General features: G+C 57.4%; 17 protein-coding genes and 2 pseudogenes. 5 read left to right on the top strand and 14 right to left on the bottom strand.

Translation table 11 applies throughout. The features are described 5' to 3' along the window. Positions 1–311 precede the first annotated feature (311 nt). The 5 genes from IB248_RS16600 to IB248_RS16580 form a co-directional block, all read right to left on the bottom strand. On the bottom strand, positions 312–1409 hold the full coding sequence (locus IB248_RS16600) for an ABC transporter ATP-binding protein (protein ID WP_192241252.1): 1098 nt from the start codon (positions 1407–1409) through the stop codon (positions 312–314). Beyond that, positions 1406–2233: an ABC transporter permease gene (locus IB248_RS16595; protein ID WP_192241251.1), complete on the bottom strand. Its 828-nt coding sequence runs from the start codon at positions 2231–2233 to the stop codon at positions 1406–1408. The genes IB248_RS16600 and IB248_RS16595 overlap by 4 nt, the downstream gene beginning before the upstream one ends. Then, a complete protein-coding gene (locus tag IB248_RS16590; protein WP_192241250.1) occupies positions 2230–3075 on the bottom strand; it encodes an ABC transporter permease in 846 nt (281 codons plus the stop codon). Before IB248_RS16590 ends, IB248_RS16595 begins: the two co-directional genes overlap by 4 nt. 104 nt (positions 3076–3179) lie before the next feature. Further along, the gene (locus tag IB248_RS16585; RefSeq protein WP_192241249.1) at positions 3180–4310 is read right to left on the bottom strand and encodes an extracellular solute-binding protein; all 1131 of its coding nucleotides are present in this window, start codon (positions 4308–4310) and stop codon (positions 3180–3182) included. A gap of 89 nt (positions 4311–4399) precedes the next feature. Further along, complete coding sequence (locus IB248_RS16580) at positions 4400–5314, bottom strand: LysR substrate-binding domain-containing protein (protein ID WP_192241248.1); 915 nt, start codon at positions 5312–5314, stop codon at positions 4400–4402. Between the two features lie 99 nt (positions 5315–5413). Between IB248_RS16580 and IB248_RS16575 the strand changes: the two genes are divergently transcribed. Beyond that, positions 5414–6199: a creatininase gene (locus tag IB248_RS16575; protein ID WP_192241247.1), complete on the top strand. Its 786-nt coding sequence runs from the start codon at positions 5414–5416 to the stop codon at positions 6197–6199. A 60-nt stretch (positions 6200–6259) separates the two neighbouring features. On the opposite strand, the gene IB248_RS16570 is transcribed toward IB248_RS16575, so the two are convergent. The 7 genes from IB248_RS16570 to IB248_RS16540 all read right to left on the bottom strand — a co-directional run bounded on the left by IB248_RS16570 (position 6260) and on the right by IB248_RS16540 (position 12836). Beyond that, the gene (locus IB248_RS16570) at positions 6260–7474 is read right to left on the bottom strand and encodes a M24 family metallopeptidase (RefSeq protein WP_192241246.1); all 1215 of its coding nucleotides are present in this window, start codon (positions 7472–7474) and stop codon (positions 6260–6262) included. 277 nt (positions 7475–7751) lie between these two features. After that, positions 7752–8801, bottom strand: coding sequence for a GlxA family transcriptional regulator (locus tag IB248_RS16565; RefSeq protein ID WP_192241245.1), 1050 nt, complete (start codon positions 8799–8801; stop codon positions 7752–7754). Between the two features lie 790 nt (positions 8802–9591). Further along, on the bottom strand, positions 9592–9837 hold the full coding sequence (locus IB248_RS16560) for a hypothetical protein (protein ID WP_169684133.1): 246 nt from the start codon (positions 9835–9837) through the stop codon (positions 9592–9594). A 127-nt stretch (positions 9838–9964) separates the two neighbouring features. Next, positions 9965–10264, bottom strand: a complete 300-nt coding sequence (locus IB248_RS16555; RefSeq protein ID WP_169684132.1) for a helix-turn-helix transcriptional regulator — start codon at positions 10262–10264, stop codon at positions 9965–9967. 94 nt (positions 10265–10358) lie between these two features. Beyond that, positions 10359–10838 carry a hypothetical protein gene (locus IB248_RS16550; protein ID WP_169684130.1) on the bottom strand — a complete coding sequence of 160 codons (480 nt, stop codon included), beginning with the start codon at positions 10836–10838 and terminating at the stop codon, positions 10359–10361. A 726-nt stretch (positions 10839–11564) separates the two neighbouring features. Beyond that, positions 11565–11954, bottom strand: a complete 390-nt coding sequence (locus IB248_RS16545) for a heme-binding protein (RefSeq protein WP_192241244.1) — start codon at positions 11952–11954, stop codon at positions 11565–11567. Positions 11955–12002: 48 nt separating this feature from the next. Next, positions 12003–12836 carry an enoyl-CoA hydratase/isomerase family protein gene (locus IB248_RS16540; RefSeq protein ID WP_192241243.1) on the bottom strand — a complete coding sequence of 278 codons (834 nt, stop codon included), beginning with the start codon at positions 12834–12836 and terminating at the stop codon, positions 12003–12005. A 253-nt stretch (positions 12837–13089) separates the two neighbouring features. On the opposite strand from IB248_RS16540, the pseudogene IB248_RS16535 reads away from it, so the two are divergent. Next, positions 13090–13455 (top strand): annotated as a pseudogene (locus IB248_RS16535) (type 1 glutamine amidotransferase domain-containing protein); the annotation flags it as partial. 477 nt (positions 13456–13932) lie between these two features. Next, complete coding sequence (locus IB248_RS16525; protein ID WP_169684125.1) at positions 13933–14343, top strand: GFA family protein; 411 nt, start codon at positions 13933–13935, stop codon at positions 14341–14343. A gap of 216 nt (positions 14344–14559) precedes the next feature. Here the strand turns inward: IB248_RS16525 and IB248_RS16520 are convergent, their stop codons facing one another. After that, the gene (locus tag IB248_RS16520) at positions 14560–14892 is read right to left on the bottom strand and encodes a hypothetical protein (RefSeq protein ID WP_169684124.1); all 333 of its coding nucleotides are present in this window, start codon (positions 14890–14892) and stop codon (positions 14560–14562) included. A gap of 202 nt (positions 14893–15094) precedes the next feature. On the opposite strand from IB248_RS16520, the gene IB248_RS16515 reads away from it, so the two are divergent. Then, entirely contained in the window at positions 15095–15658 is a 564-nt protein-coding gene (locus IB248_RS16515; protein WP_192241242.1) for a GNAT family N-acetyltransferase, read from the top strand. A gap of 305 nt (positions 15659–15963) precedes the next feature. Here the strand turns inward: IB248_RS16515 and IB248_RS16510 are convergent, their stop codons facing one another. Continuing rightward, positions 15964–16266 (bottom strand): hypothetical protein, encoded by a 303-nt coding sequence (locus IB248_RS16510; protein WP_348648606.1) that lies wholly within the window; start codon positions 16264–16266, stop codon positions 15964–15966. A 182-nt stretch (positions 16267–16448) separates the two neighbouring features. Here IB248_RS16510 and IB248_RS16505 point away from each other — a divergent pair. Beyond that, positions 16449–16953 (top strand): annotated as a pseudogene (locus tag IB248_RS16505) (IS110 family transposase); the annotation flags it as partial.

Below are 16953 nucleotides of genomic sequence, written 5' to 3'. Positions count from 1 at the left end.
CAAGCGAGGTCCGGGTTTAAAAAATGGGCATAGCCAATCGCCGACGGCAACATCGTGTGTTGCCGTCGGGCTGGCGGTTCCAGTGCTGCTGATGCGCCTGGGGTTTTCGTTGCGGAGCCAGCTGTTGGACCCACAGACGAGGTGACTTGCCGCCGCGACGCTTGCCGGGCCGGAAGGGTCGTCGATGAACTGAGTGCAAAGGAGCAAGTTGTCCTGCGTGCCGGCTCCGCCGTCGCGCCCTCAGCGCACCCGATCGGCCCATGATGTCGCGGGGCGTGCTCAGAAGCTAACGGGCGATGGGATGATGATGCTCACGTCTCGCCGGGAAGGATATGTGATGCCTCTGGACGCCATGACACCCAGATCCGCCCGCCAGGCTCGAGCTTGAGGCGATCCAATTCCTCGTGGCTCTTTTGTGCCTTGATTTCGATATGACCAGAAGCTTCCAGATGAACCACGGCGGTGGCGCCGACGAATTCCTCGCCGACGACGGAAGCCTCGAGACAGTTCCACTCAACGGAAGGCCGCTCCGGGGTCAGCTGAATACAGTCGCTGGAGATCGCAAACGTCGCCTTGTCTCCGGCAGACAATTGCCGGGCAGGGGTATCGGCAACACGAAATTCGCCAACAGGCGTCGCGATCTTCATCGCGCCTGCAGCGGCAGCAGTCACCTTGCCGGGGAAGATGTTGGACGAACCGAGAAACTCTGCCACGAAGCGCGTGCGAGGTGTCCGGTAAATCTCTTGCGGCGTGCCTGTCTGTTCGATCTTGCCGCGGCTCATGATCACGACACGGTCGGCCATGGAGAAGGCTTCCGACTGGCTGTGGGTGACATAGACAAAGGTGATCCCAAGCTCACGCTGCAGGTTGGCGAGCACTGTTTGCATCCGGACCTTGAGGTGGGCGTCAAGCGCCGAGAGCGGCTCGTCGAGCAGCAGGATCTCTGGTTCGGTGACCAGCGAGCGGGCAAGCGCCACGCGCTGACGCTGGCCGCCGGAAAGGTGGGCGACATTCCGGTCGGCGAACTCCGAGATCTGCATTCGGTCCAGCCACTTCTCGACGCGTTCTCGGCGCTCTTCTTTCGCGACGTCGCGCATCCGCAGGCTGAACTCGATGTTTTCCCGGACCGTGAGGAAGGGAAAGAGCGCCAGGCTCTGCCAGACCATCGGCGTGTCGCGTTGCCATGTCGGCAGCTCGTTGATGCGTTTGCCGGCAAGCCGGATTTCGCCATCGCTCGGTGTTTCCAGACCCGCGAGCATGCGCAGTGTCGTCGTCTTGCCGCAACCCGAGGAGCCCATGATGGCCAGAAACTCCCCCTTGTTGATCTCGAGGTGGATTGGGCTGACGGCGGTAAAATTGCCGTAGCGTTTCGAAACTCCGTCGAAAGCGACCAGGGGCTGCTCTGTCATGACTGCCGGGCTCCATTGTTGATCGAGGATGGTGGGTTGCCTCGCGTCATGAGAAGGGCCTGAGCGACGATCACCAATGTGATTGAGGCAAGGAAAACGAAGGTGCCGATGACATTGATGCGCGGGCTGACTTGTCCCTGCAAAAAGCCGAGCACTTTCACCGGCAGGGTCTCGTTGAGACCGGACACGAACCATGATACCGCAAACTCGTCAAAGGACACGGCCATGGTGATCATGAGAGAGGCAAAGATTGCCGGCTTGCAGAACGGGATGATCACATTGCGCATTGCCTGCCATTCCGACGCACCGAGGTTCCATGCGGCTGCTTCCAGCGACGGGTCCATCTGTGAAAGCCGCAAGCGGGTGATTGCCATCGCAAACGGTGCACACATGACCACGTGCGCAATGATGACCGAATGAATGGCCCCTGAAAGCTCGACGTTTGAAAGAAAGGCCAGCATCGCAAGTCCAAGGATAACGACCGGAATCGTCGGGGGCAGCAGCGCCAGGGCGACATAGATCGTCTTGCCAAAGAACCGGTAGCGGAAATCAGTATAGGCTGCACCGAAGCCGAGGAGCGTCGAAGTACATGAGACGGCGATGCCGACGATAAGGGTATTGCGCAAGCCTTCAAAGACGAGCGGGTCGGCAGCCACTGCTTTGTACCAGACGGTCGAGAATCCTCCGAGCGGAAGCGAGGGAAACCGGTCGACATTGAAGGAAAAGACAAAGCTTGCGGCGATAGGCGCGAAAATGAAAGCGAGGGCCAGCACGATATAGGCCTGCAGGGCCAGGTCGATCGCCAGGTTGCGATTGTGGTTCATTGCCCGCGCTCCCGATAGGCAAAACGAACGGCGGCAAAGGCAACAGCGAGAAGGGTCGCGATCATGACAAGCGCGATGACTGCTGCACGCGGCCATTGTTGACCGGATTTCGTGGTGTCCGTGATCAGGATGGACAGTGTTGGCGGATCGCCGCCACCGAGATAGAGGGGGCTTACAAAGTCGCCAAACGTAAGGATGAAGCAGAACAGCGCTGCAATGACCAGGCCGACCTTGGCAGCCGGAATGACGACTTCGACAACAGTGCGCAAGCGTCCGCAGCGAAGGTTATGCGCCGCCTCGATCAACGTCCTGTCGACAAAGACCAGGCTGAACAGTTGCAGCAGAATGACCAGCGGCAAGCTGAGCGTGAGATACCCGACGAGCTGGCCAAACACGGAATTGAGCATTCCGAATGGTCCGATACCTGCCTTGGCAAACAGGGCATTGAAGATGCCGTTGTCAGACAGGAATATCTGCCAGGAATAGATCCGCACGAGGTAGCTGGTGAAGAATGGCAACACCATCAAGAAGACGATGCAGCGCCGAGCCTGTTCCGACAGCTTGTACGCGACGGCATAGGCACAGGGAAAGGCAATAGCGCTGGTGATCGCCGCCGCTGTTGCGGCAAGACCGAGGGTCCTGAGATAGGCCTCCCAGAAGACACCGCGGCTAAGGACATAGGTCCAGTTGGTGAAGACGAAGGCTGGCTCCATGCGAAAGTTGCGCACGGTCCAGAAGCTGAGCGCCATGAGGAAGATAAGCGGCGCCAGGAAGAAGGTCAGTTGCCAGACAAGGAGCGGCACCGAAAAGGTGAGCCCGTAAAGCGTGATCGATTTCCGCATTCTTAGGGTTCCCGAACGAGACGAAACCGCCGGCCGCTTCGTGGCGTGGTCTGGCTCGGCAACAGGCGTAACGCTTGTTGCCAAGGCCGCGGCGACGGAAGGTCTCATGCGCCCTTGTAGTCCGACCAGAAGTCGTTCCAGTCTTCCAGGCCTTGCTGTATCGGAATCTGGCGATAGTGGATGCGGCCGGAGCGGATGAGGTCCATCACATTGCTTTCGTTAAGGAGCATGCCTTGGCGCTTGGCTTCCTCGGGCGTTTCCTTTGCGAGCAGTTCCCACCCCTTTTGGTTGGGGATGAGCGCCGGGTAGGCTGCCATGTTTGCAGACTTCACCTGGCCCTTTGCCGAGGTGATGTACTGGATCCACTTCTTTGCTATATCCGCCTTTGACGATCCCTTTCCGATCGAGAAGGATTCGGTCCATTGAAGTCCACCTTCGGCGGGGATGACGCTGCGCACCTTTGCGCCATTCTTCTCGAGCGTACCGGTGATCCAGTCGCCGATACCGGCCATTGCCAGCATCTGGCCGTTTTGCAGCGAAGAGAACGTACCGCCGTAGTCGAAGAAACCGCCAATCTGCGGTCGCAACGTTATGGTTTTCTCTCTCAGTTTCTCGAAAGCTGTCGCATCGATGTCGAAGGGCGCGGCGTTGCCATTGAGCAGGCTGATTTCGCCGAGGTTCGGCAGATGCCAGTCGAAATGACCGACCTTGCCCTTCAGCTTCTCGTTCCAGAAGACGTTGTAGGTCATCGCCTCCTTCTCGGTGATGGCCTCGGTATTGTAGGCGACACCGAGGAAGCCAAATCGCGTGAAGACCGAATAGAGCGTTCCGTCCTGCCAGTGGCCGGCAAATTTCTGGAACTCCGGGAAGTAGTCGTCGAAGGGATAGTCCTTCGGATCGAGCGCCTCGATATAGCCGGCGGCATTGAGCTGCTGGACATATTCCGCGTCGGACAGGATGATGTCGAAAGTGCCGGGTGGTGACTGGGCAATCAGGCCCAGCATGTTGTCGCCGCCGGTGTAATATTTCGGCTTGAACTTGACATTATGCTCGGCTTCGAAGTCCGCGACCACGTCAGGCTCGGCATGACCGTACCAGGCGAGCATGGTGATTTCTGTCGGTGCGGCGAAGGCGCGGCGGCTCAGCAAGGGGGTGGCAAGCATGGCGCCCCCCAGAGCACCTGTGGTCTTGAGAAACTGACGCCGGGTCGATCTTGCAGAACTGGTGTTGGTCATTGCATTCCCCTTTGCTGTTGTTGGCAAAAGGCTATGCAGCGCCGTTGCATTTGGAAAATTAATTAAAATAATTTCCGCATTTGGAATGCTTATTGGCGGTCAAGCTCGACATGACGCCGTGTCGGGTCGCCGGAGACGCCGGCTTCGTCAAGCCGGGCGATCACATGATTGACCAGCCGAATACCGGCATCCGACAGGCGCGGATGCTTGTAAAATAATCCGACCCGGATCTCGGCAAGAGGCGGGAAACCGTCCTCCTGCGTCAATGCGCGCATGCCGGGCAGCATCGTGTAGCGTGTGAGTGCGCTGACACCGAGCCCATTGACAACAGCATTCTGGAGGCCGGCAATACCGGGGCCGGTATAGGCAATTCGCCAGCGCACCTTGGCGGCATCGAGTGCCTGGATCATGCGGGCGCGATAGGCACAACCCTCCGGATGGGCGGCGAGCGGTATACCCTTGACCGTGTCCAGGTTTCCGTTTTCGGCGGCAGCCCATATCGGGCGCTCGATCCACGACCGCGATAGATATTGTGTGTGTTCGCTGTTGGCCATGGCAACGACGATATCAAGATCGTCGGCATTCAACCGTTCGAGGATTTCCGCGCTCCAGCCACAATGCAGCTCGAGGGAAATTTCGGGGTGCTGGGAGGTATATTCGGTAATGACGCCTTGCAGGAATGCAACGGCATAATCGTTCGGCAGACCCACGCGCAACACGCCTGCTATTTTCGACCGGTTGAAATAGGAAGCAGCTTCGTCGTTCAGGCGCAGGATCTCGCGGGCGTAGCTTAACAGCATCTCGCCCTCCGAGGTCAGCACAAGCGCGCGACCGACCTGCTTCAATAGCGAAGCTCCAACCAACTCTTCCAGGCGGCGCATTTGCAAGGAGATTGCTGGCTGCGTGCGGCCCAACGCATCACCGGCCTTGGTGTAGGCACCAAGATCAACCACCGAGACAAACGTCCGCAACAGGTCTGTCTGGAAGTTCGTGATATTGCCCATCCAATTTGCATTCCTTATGTGGCGATGACGATTATAAATTTCCCATATCAATGGACGAGGATCAAATCAAAGCTTCCGACCCATGTGAGGAGCTTTTTCATGTCTCAACAGACCGTATTTGCCGCAGAACTTTCCTGGCCTGATTATGATGCCCGTGTGCGGGACGGATCGGTGCCAATCCTGATCCCTATCGGCTCCATGGAACAGCATGGCCATCATATGCCGATGAACGTCGATGTGCTCCTGCCGGTCGAATTCGCCCGTCGCGTAGCAGGCATGACCGGAGCCCTTGTGGCTCCGCCTTTCACCTACGGCTACAAGTCGCACCAGAAGTCCGGCGGCGGCAATCACCTTCCCGGCACGACGAGCCTTGATGGCGCTACGCTGGTGGCTGCCCTGCGGGACGTCATCAAGGAATTTGCGCGTCATGGCGTACGGTCCATATGCCTGGTCAACGGCCATTTCGAGAATTCCTGGTTCATCATCGAAGGCATCGATCTTGCCCTGCGCGAATTGAGATGGGGTGGAGTCGAGACCATGAAAATCGTGGTTCTTTCCTACTGGGACTTCGTCGACAAGGCGACGATTGCGCGTCTTTACCCGAATGGCTTTGCGGGCTGGGATCTGGAACATGGCGGCGTGCTTGAGACTTCCCTCATGCTTGCCCTTTATCCGCGGCAGGTTTCGCTCGAGCGGGCGATCGACCATGCGCCGGCAAGTTTTCCACCCTATGATGTCTATCCCGCCAAGCCTGAGTGGACACCTGTGTGCGGCACGCTTTCCTCCCCGAAGGAAGCGACCGCCGAGAAGGGTGAGATACTGCTGCAGGTCTGCGTCGAAGGCATTGCGAAGGCGCTGCAAGCCGAGTTTGCCTCGGCATCCTGACAGAAACGAGAAAAGTGGCGGGTTATCCCGCCACTTCAATTCAATAGTGTGCGACAGGCACTAGTTGCGGATGATGTTGTGCTCAGGACCGAACGGAAAACCGGTGATGTTCTCCGCCCCATCTTCCTTGATGATCAGAATGTCATGCTCACGATAGCCGCCAGCACCTGGCATGCCTGCTGGCAGCATGACCATCGGTTCCATGGATACGACCATGCCCGGTTCCAAAACCGTTTCAATATCCTCGCGAAGTTCGACACCGGCCTCGCGACCGTAATAATGGGATAGCACACCGAAGGAATGGCCGTATCCGAAGGAGCGGTGTTTCAGCAGGTCCCATTCGCGGTACATGTCATTGAGTTCTATCGCGATATCCCTGCAGCGCGCGCCCGGCTTTATGAGCTCAAGGCCGCGGCGGTGAACGGCAACATTCTTCTCCCAGATATCGAGGCTCGTGTCATCGACGTGGTCACAAAAGAGGGTGCGTTCGAGTGCGGTGTAATAGCCGAAGATCATCGGAAACGTATTCAGTGACAGGATGTCGCCCGACTGGACCTTGCGGTTCGTGACCGGATTGTGGGCGCCGTCCGTGTTGATCCCTGACTGGAACCAGGTCCAGGTATCCATCAGTTCGACAAAGGGAAACGACTTGGCGATCTCGCGGACCATTGCGTTTGTCGTGGCGATTGCAACTTCGTGTTCGGGTACGCCCGCGCTGACGGCGGCGACACAGGCCGCGCCACCAACATCACAGATCCTTGCGCCCTCCCGGATGAGTTTCTGCTCTTCCAGCGACTTGATCGAACGCATCCACATCGAGGGCTGGGCGATATCGACGAACTCGACACCGGGAAGTGCCTCTTCCAACTGTCGTCGGTATTCGAGGTTGACGTGGTCGAATTCGATGCCGATGCGCCTGGCACCCCGCGTCAGTTGCCGTGCGGCGCGGTAGAAGTTGTCCCGCCGCCAGTCCGTATAGGTAATGTTGTCGCCATAGCTTCGACGCCAGGGCTGGCCGCCATCGATGCCGGCTGAAATCGTTGTCGCATTCTCGTGGTCGATGACCATGCCGTACTTGCGGCCGAAGTAGCAGTAAAGCCAACCGGAGTAATAATTGATGCAATGGTAGGAGGTGAGGAGCGCGGCATCGACGTCGTTCTTCGCCATCCAGTCGCGCAGGCCCTCCTGGCGCCGGGCCATTTCCTCGTCGGAAAATGGCGAGAACTCCTTCGCGCCATTGTGCCATTTCATCACGTGAAGCATGTCGTCGGTCATCGGAAATTCCTCCTGATTGGATGAGCAGTCCGAACTTATCGACGAGAATGACATTACAGAAATTTATTCACCTGATGCAGGAATAACCGATGCTTATCGAAAGTGACCGCAACGGCCGTCGCGCGTATTGCCTCTGCGGTAAAAGGGTGATGGAGAGCGTCGTGAGGGATGCCGGATCGAACGACGACAGAGGGCTGGTTGCTTCGTCAGCACGGATCATGTCGGCATCCTGGTCGCCCTCCGGCCCACGTCATCCTTCAGCTCGTAGGCTGCAGGATCACACTGATGGAACGGTTTCGCCGTCGATCCGCAGAGCTGTCGGGCTCCTCCCATGGATCTTCCTGAACGCGCGAGAGAAATGCGATGCGTTGTCGAAACCGACATCAATCGCAATGTCCACTATTCGCCGATCTGTATTGATGAGAAGGTAGTGTGCGCGTCTGAGGCGCAGCTCGCTATATGCACGGGCAGGGGACATCCCCAATATGGTCCGGAACAAGCGTTCGAGCTGCCGGCGAGAGACGCTTACGCTGGCGGCGAGCTGTTCGATTGTCTTCGGAGCAACGAGGTTCTGCTCCATCGTCAGCAGGACGGCGTTAACGCGGTTATCGATGGTGCCGTCGCCAGTAAACTGACGGATCGGCAGACGAGCCTGGGCGTCCGTAAAATGTCTCGCGTGATTTATCTGAAGCACGTCGAGTGCGTTCTGCGCCGCGGCAGGGCCAATCCGCGATCGCACCAGGAACGCAGCCAGATCCGCTGCACTGCTTCCGCCGGCGCAGGAGCCCCTTCTTCCGTCAAAATTGAAGAGCCGATCGGCGCGAACGCGAAGATGCGGGAAGCGGTCGCGGAATTCATCGACATGCAACCAGCTGACGCAGTTATGATGCGCGCCCATGAGGCCAGCCTCTGCGAGCATGAATGTTCCGGTGCATAGTCCAATCAGGGGGACACGTGCCTTTGCCGCCTGCTTGAGATAGGCAAGAGCCTCCGCGTCGCAGGACTGATCGGTTCCGAGCAGCCCACCGACGACGACAATGACGTCAAAGCGTTCAGGTGCGACAAGATCCGATGTCGGCGCAACGCTCACTCCGCAGCTCGATCGAATGAGATGCCGGGTATTGGCAAGAACCTCCCAATCGGCGCGTAGTCGGCGCGACCTGTCCAATTCATCGCCCGCCAATCTCAATGTATCAACGAACAAGGAAAACGCGGAGAGCGTAAACGACCGTGCCAGAATAAAACCGACTTTAAACTTCGACTGTGTTTGTCCTGCTGCCCGGCTTGGAAAGGTGCCAGGCTCGGGTCTATCGTGGCCTCGCCACATCAGCTGCTCCCGTTTTGTGTTGTTCCCGAGGGAGATTTGCGATCGCTGCACCGATTGGCCGAATGCTCTCAATACCCTCTCGAGAAGGGTATGCGGGAGCCTTCCGCCACGCAAATAAGTACGCGTCATGGCCATATGAGGTTTGCTTATGGTGACCGAGGGCGGGAGATGCCTCTCATTCGACGATCTTCGGTAAGCGCCGCACCAGAAGCATCGTTACGATCCTGTGGTCATCGTCCGACCACTCGAGCAAGACGTCGACACCACCCCGCCAACGGTGGTGATGGGGGCACATGTCACCGGGGACATTGACGATGTTCTTTGGCGAGTGACCGGGTGATCCATCCTGTGTGCCTCCTCATCGACGGGCCAGTCCCTGGGACCACCAGATATGTGAGAACGACGAAAACCACCAACCGCCACGCTGCTCTCGCCCACAGTGGCCATCTTCGCGTGCTCCAGGGCAGCTCATCACAACAAACAATAGTAAAGTTGCGCTGATCTGGGCGGCTTTCTTTGTCATGTGAGTTCCATCGAAAAACGTGCACGGGGCCGTCGCAACCACGAGCCGGGAGTATGTTGACATCGGCCCCTCGATGGAACAAGCGCTGGCGGCTTGACTAGCTTTGGCTGCATCTCGCCGAATAACACGGCGAGGAGCACGAGGCGCTCGACCATCTCGAGCATCGCTTTCTCTACCATGCGACCCGCCCCGGTCATCAAGGCAATGAAATTAGCAGACGGTGCGTCCAGATGTTCTGTTGGGTCACACCCAACTGACTGATTAGTTTCAGCGAAGTGGCGGGGCGACGTTTAAAGCCCCGATCTTCTCTAACGGTCCACCATCGATCGAGATAAATGCGACAATATCTCCCGAGGCGGGCACAGGCACGTCGAAAGGTCCCATAGAGAACGTTAATGGGAGCCACGGAGCCGTTATATCCACTTCTCCGCCATGATGAACATCGTTGTCGGACGATCCTGGACCACGAAGGAAGAAATCGACGTTGTGCTTTCCGCCGGGCAGATCGGCCATTTGAAGCCATACCACTATGCGTATAAGCGCGGGGAACCCGCCGGTGAACGCCAACCCATTTGGATAGACGCCGACAAGTATGTGCTTTCCGCTCGCCTCGACCCGCACATCATCGCAAAAGACTACATTACCTCGCATATTTCAAAACCGCTGTTTGCACGGCGGCTGCTTCCTGCTTTGCTGCCGGCGCCTCAGTTGTTGTCGAGGAAATAAATGTATTTCCCTTCATCCCGCTAAAGGCAGCGAAATCAACGATCTCTGCGCCTTTCTTTAAGTTCGACATCTTGACGTTGATTTCAACCTCACCGCCGAGAGCCCAAGCAATGTCAGAAAGTGTTTTCAACGTAATGTTTCGAAAGCCACTCAGGCATTTTGTTAAGGTTGCTTTGTCCGTCGCAAGAACCTCGGCAACATCCGCCTGCGTCATGCCATCATGCGCCTTCCTGACGTTTAACGCCTTGCGCAATTCTCGCGCGGTTCGACTTATCAATGTGGTACTAGCCGCTTCGCGAGGGTCTATTTTAAGTCGAAAAGACATGTTCCTTCGTCGCTCCCACTACGTATTTTGGCGGATCGAGGTCGATCCCTTCTCTCGCTCTTTCAACCTCGCCTCTATAGCCAGAGGCTAGATCGTAGGTGTGAACACGCTCCATAGAATCCGCACGAACTACGACAAAAATGCCAGCACGCACAAACCATCCATAGAATCGAGTGTCCGGACTCTTTAACTCGTAGACGTCGTTCTCAATCGGCCGCATGAGCCGGTATTCTTCACCTTCCTCTAATTCATGACCGGTCAAAAACGTTTCAAAGAGTGACCAAACTTGATTAATCGGAGCGATGTCCTCTTCGTGGAAAGCTTTCAATGTTGGAAGCACATCCTGAAACCACTGTCGAACTTCCGGGAGAATGTAGATCTTCCTCTTTTCCAGCGTGGCATCATCAAGGACATCGATCTTGATTAAGACCTCATCTTCTACAAGTTTCTCTATGGTTGCCATATATGTCAACACATCTGAATTAACAAGTTGTTGCTTGCACGTGGCTGGTGCGTCAAAATCGCCCTACGGATTCAAGGTATGCGAGCATTTGTCAAGTTGGTGAACGCCATCGTTTCGTCCCCATCCGTTCTTTTCCGTACTTGCTATCCTTGCGCGCGCCGGCGTCATTCCAGCATTACGAGCATTCGATGTAAGCGAAAATTCAATACGCGAAATAACAATCTCCGAATGACCCTATGGAACTCGCGTCTGCGGTTTCATTTCGCGATCATTCGGCGACGTCGCTACGCCGACAAGGGCTTCGATCTTGCGCTAGGAATTGCGAGCATCGCTCGGTTGGTCGGCGCCGGGATATACGCCAGTATGATCGCCTTGTTTCCAAGCCAAGGAGGCTCCGCCGTAGGAAGCGTATGACGCAAATGTGAATGCCACCGGGTGCATTGGCTCAGTGTCGATCCTTCCTTGCCCTGAAGAATTGCCGCCATCTTGATGAGGAGGCAGTGTGCGCGTCCTCCTCACCTGCCCACGGTGGGCCTTGACCGTGAACTCGCAGATACCAAGCGTGTGGGCCACCTGCGTGCTCAAAAAGCCCCTTCGTCGGCTCGAAACATGACGTCGTTCGAGCAGCGGGAGCTGCTCGCAGCTTAGCCACTGCCGATCTTTGGCACAAACGCGCAGCAACGGATCTGCGGGAGGGCGGCCGCGCCGCCACCGTCCGTTTCTCTACTAGACGCCAAGAAGTGCTCCCTCGAGGATCGCGACGTCCTGCTCGACAGTTCCCCCGCTCACTCCGACGCCCGCAACCACCTTGCCCTCGAAGTCGATCGGGGCTCCGCCGCCCATGGCGCAAAATCTCCCCTGAGACATTAGGGGATAGAGCGCCTGGCCCGGCTGAACCATCTGGCAAATGTCGGCCGTGCGTACCTGCACGAGCGCCGAGGTGTAAGCCTTTTGCTGAGAAAGCTCCATGGAGAAAGCCAACGCCCCGTTCATTCGGTGCTCCAGAACGATGTTGCCGTGTGTGTCAACGACCGACACGGACACCGGCACGTTGACGCGCGACGATTCCGCTTCCACGCGGTCAGCGATTTTCTTTGCAATAGCTAGCAGGTCCATGATCGATATCCTTTGCTGAGAGCGAATGCGTGTGTACGAACCCGTGTTTCAGCGACCAAGCTGGGGCAGGTAGGATCCCATACGATCCTCCGCGTCTCCGGGCCGGTGGAATCCCAGTTCAAAGAACGCCTTGAGCCTGTTCTGGGCCGCCGGCCGGGCGATGGAACTCATGCAGGCGTCCCAGCCGGCCGTGATTTCGACATCCGGCGGCAAGGCGGCGGCGTTCACAAGTCGCTTGGTGTTCGAAATCGCCCATTTGTCGAACGACGCGATGCGACTGGCGAGGGCGTCGACGAACGCATCGAGCTCGGAGTCCGGGAGCGACCTGTTCACATATCCGTAGGCTTCCGCCAGATCTCCACGGATGTCCTCGGACCCCAAGAGAATCTCCAGGCCCCGGCCTCTGCCCATCAGTCTGGGCAGGCGAGCCATGGGGCCGCCGCCCGCGACAAGGCCCACCCCGACCTCCCACTGGGACAGCACAGCGTGTTCCCGGCTAGCGAAACTCATGTCGCAGGCGAGCGCGATCTCGCTGCCGTTTCCTGTGGCTCGCCCCCGAATAAGCGCGATGGACACCACGGGAGCCCGAGTCAGGCGGACAAGTATGTCCGGCCACGCCTCCAGTCCTGTCGGCCCCTGGGGAATGCTGGTCAGGTCCTCCAGCTTTGCGTTGAAGTCGCTGTGATTGAGGAAGAAGCCGTCGACTGCGCTGTCGAAGACGACGACCCTCACGTCTTCGTCATTTTCCAGTGCCGTGATGATTTCCCGGAACTCCTTGACGAATTTCGGACCCATGACGTTCAGCGGTGGGTTGTCAAACGTAATCCGCCAGTATGTTGGCGTACGCCGGACAAGGTGGATCTGCTCTGCCGTTGTGTTCATCGGAGCCTCCTGCGGTCGAAAGACTGAACGCAGCGAGGGTGATATCGATTTTTGAAGAACGCCATTGCACCTAAGTGTCGGCGATACCATCGGACAGGTTCTAGGAACGGTGGCAGGGGACTCGAGGGAAGGAGCGTGGCCCCTACTTAGGTATCGGCGATACCTAGGTGCACGTGCGGCAACTGCTGATAGTCGACATAATCGCACCCGCGCAGTTTATGTTGGCTGCGCGATAAAGGAAGGAATCGGACAGATTAAGATCCTGGTGGTGTTCACCTCACACGATATTCTCTGCAGCACCGGGCGCAAGACCGGCTTCTGGCTCGAAGAGGGCGCGGCGCCGTATTTCGTATTTCGGGACGCTGGCGTCGACCTCACGCTCGTGTCGCCAAAAGGCGGTCGGCCCCCCGTTGATCCGAAAAGCGACCTACCAGAGAACCAGACGCCCGCCATGGCGCGGTTTAAGAAAGACGAGGCGGCGCAGAAGGTTTTCGCCACTACGGCGAAGATGGAAGACATGCGCTCGGAGGCCTTCGACGCGGTATTCTATCCAGGCGGTCACGGTCCGATGTGGGACCTTGTCGACAATCCCCAATCGATCGCTTTGATTGATAACTTCGAAGCGGCCTGCGAGCATGGCCTTGAAGGCATCATGCGAAATACAAAGACGCCCCTTTTCGGTCAGTGGCTGGCGTGACGAGGCCGAGCGTCGGTCACGTTCCTCAGGCTCCCCCCGGGAGGTCATCGGCCGGGGGGGTGAAAACGGCGTCGCAGACTGCATCGGGGCTGCAATCAAGGAGCAATGGATGGATGGGGTCCTCGTCATCGGTGGTTGCGATAAGAATATGCTAGGAGAGTTTGTTCACCACAATTTAGTGACGTTCGCTAAAAGCGCAAAAACAGCGGCGCGTTTCGGGCCGAAGCGGTCACTACCTCGACTTTGGCATATCCATGGTATACTTTTATTGCTCGTGATGGTTGACATTGAATATGGTCTCCGTCCCCTCGTATCGCCTGCGCAAGTATTGCGATACTTGCATGCACTTCAGCCCCCACAATTTAACTTGATCTCGCCACGTATCTGGAAGGATTTGCCATGGCCAACGCCCAATGCGCCTGTGGCGCGCTCAGACTGTCCACTAAGGGACGGCCGCAACTGACGGCGCTCTGTCACTGTATTGCATGCCAACGGAGAACGGGCGTACCGTTCAGCGCCAACTCGTTCTACGCGATTGATTGTGTCGATATAACAGGATCGGCGACAGAATATGTTCGCACCGCCGACAGCGGTCGCAAGGTTCACATGCATTTTTGCCCGACTTGCGGCTCGACCGTCTATTGGAAGGTCGAAGCCGCGCCGGCCTGGATCGGTGTGGCGGTCGGTTCATTTGCCGACCCGGCCTATGTGCCGCCCTCCATGTCAGTCTTCGAGCAATCGAAACATCCCTGGGTGCGACTTGACAGCACGGTAGAGCACTTCGAAGGTCTTCCAGTCCGCGAGGGCTGAAGGCGAGGCCTAAAACCGCTCAAGGCCGGCGACTATGCGAGGTCGAGCGTCGCGCTCGTTTGGTCGGATGGAGGCAAATGTATGGGTGTATGCGTCGGCAATTCGCTGCCTCTGTTCGCCGCTGTTGGTGGCGACAACGTGTCTGCCTCTGACGCGAAGGAGCGGGCCTTGGCATTATTTCCGATCAGCACGCGCGGCTTTTTCCCCTGTGTCAGATTAGTATCCGGCCTTTCGCCAGCCAGCGGCACGCGCTTCTTGCTCGGAACAGAACCAGCGCTCGCCATACTGCGGCGATATCTTCGTGGCCTCGTAGTAGTGCTGGCCCGGTACGTGATAGATGCGTTCGCCGGAATCGATGCTGACGTTGCCCTTGATGTTGCAGTCCGTGCCTCGTTGGACGATCACTCCGTTGTCAATGATCATTGGCCGTGTCTGTGCGGCAAACGAATGCTTGATCGGAGCGGTTACGGATTCCGGCAACACGGTGTAGCCACCGGCTCCCAAGAATGCTGCTGCCGAACTCAATGCTACCAATGTTGGAAACTTCATGTCTCACCCCTAAAACCTCTTAGGGTTGTAACATGACGGGCTTTATCGGCCGTATATCGAATAGCTAAAATGCGCGGTATTGGCGGCGTCGGACGTTTCTGGGGTATCAAGCGTCATAGTGAACTGGTCCTTGGAAACCAAGGTTGACACTTTCTAAAGTCGCATAACTTTCCAATTGCAATCCGAGGATGCATGAGCTTCAATGAAGCTCGCAGTTCGATGGGAAGGGGTAGCCGACAAATCAATTTGTACGCCAGGTAAAATAGAAATAGTTCCCATCGCGTCGGAGAATATTGAAGGTTTCCACGCGGCGCTCGACGTTGTAGCGCGGGAACGAAAGTATTTGACCATGCTGGAAGCGCCTCAACTTCCACAGACGCGCAGCTTCGTACTCGGCATGATTGACAAGGGCAATCCGCAGTTCGTCGCCCTCGACGAGGGGCGGGTCGTCGGCTGGTGCGACATTACTCGCCATTTTCGGCCGACCCAATCGCACCGTGGATCGCTTGGAATGGGGATTATTCCCGGCTATCGCGGTAACCGACTTGGGCGGCGTTTGATGGAAGCGGCTTTGAACGCAGCAACCGACGTGGGCCTAATCCGGATCGAACTGTTTGTTCATACCGACAACGCTCGCGCTATAGCTCTTTACGATCGCGTGGGTTTCCGCCGTGAAGGGGTAGAAAGACGCGGTACATTGATCGATGGGCGATTTATCGATTCCATACGCCTGGCGCTCATGCTTGATGAGCGCGGATGGCGATGAAGCAGATCAATCGGCCTTGATTCCGCGTTGGAATGCACGCTCGTTCGTTTGTTCCGTAAACATTTGTCTCCACAAAGCGCGACTTGACATCGGCTTGTTGACGGGGACGCTCGGGAAATGCTGTCAGTGGACGAAGCTTGAGGAGCGGCTACCAGTTCTCCGTGCTGCCAATAGTTTCTCCGCGTTTGCCTCAGTACCGTCCTCGGATTACAATTCGATGTCGTACGCTTTTCCTATATGTATAGTCTCGAAATCCTGCTTGGCACTGCCAAGTGGTCTATCACCTCGCGAGGCTCCGCGCTCGATCAAAAGTTAGAGCGGGCAATGCACACCGACGAAGAACACATCATGCCCTGACAGAAGGCCGACAAGGGTTTCAAGCCATCCATCCATCCATCTAGGATGTGCTCAAGAATGAGAGCATTCCCGGCATCTGCGTAAGCCTTTAACGAACCGTGAAATCCGTCGAAGAAGGCGGCCCGAACATCGGCCCAGCGGAAATCGCCGCTTCTAAAACGCTCCGTTGGAAGGACGCCAGCATCACGCAGATGATCAATAGATATGTGCCAGAACGGTTTCTCGATGCGTGCCTGAAGTGCTTTCGCAATGGTTGACTTGCCACTGCTCGACGCACCGCGCAGAAAAATAGGTCGTGTCCCGCCGAGTGGTGTAGTTCGTCGGTAGAGAAGCCGCTCGGGAGCGCGCCCTCATCAGCGCTGTAGATGCTATGGGGGGAGCGGCGAGGGTGTGTCATCCTTCGGCGGTCGAAAAAACCAAAAGGAGCACCCTCATGTCGGAATCATTTGACGCGACCCGGTCCCTCGCCGCCTTCGACGAGGATACTACGTTGGTCGTCGTGGTCGAGATGAGCCTATCGAAGTGGCTCGTCGCAGCGATTGTTCCAGGACTTGAGCGCCGGCCACTCAAGAAACTTGATGCTGATCCGGAGGAACTGCTGAAGCTGTTGCATAGCTGGCGGAACGAGGCCGAGCATTCGGGACAACTGATCAAGCGGATCACGGTTGCCTACGAGGCCGGACGCGACGGCTTCTGGCTGGCGCGCTGGCTGCAGGGCCGAGCCGTCGAGGCGCAGGTGATCCATCCCTCGAGCGTTGCGGTGTCGCGCGAACACCGGCGTGCCAAGACCGATCGTCTCGACACCGAGCTGTTGATGCGCGCCTTTCTTGGCTGGCTGCGCGGCGAGAAGCGCCACTGCAGTATGGCCGTGATTCCCACAGTCGATGAGGAGGACGCACGGCGGCCGAACCGCGAGCGGGACAGCCTGGTGCGCGAGC

It is taken from the genome of Rhizobium sp. RHZ01, assembly GCF_014851595.1.
GTDB lineage: Bacteria > Pseudomonadota > Alphaproteobacteria > Rhizobiales > Rhizobiaceae > Rhizobium > Rhizobium altiplani.
The sequence above is the reverse complement of the archived record's forward strand: the minus strand, read 5'-3'. Positions and strand labels throughout refer to the sequence as shown.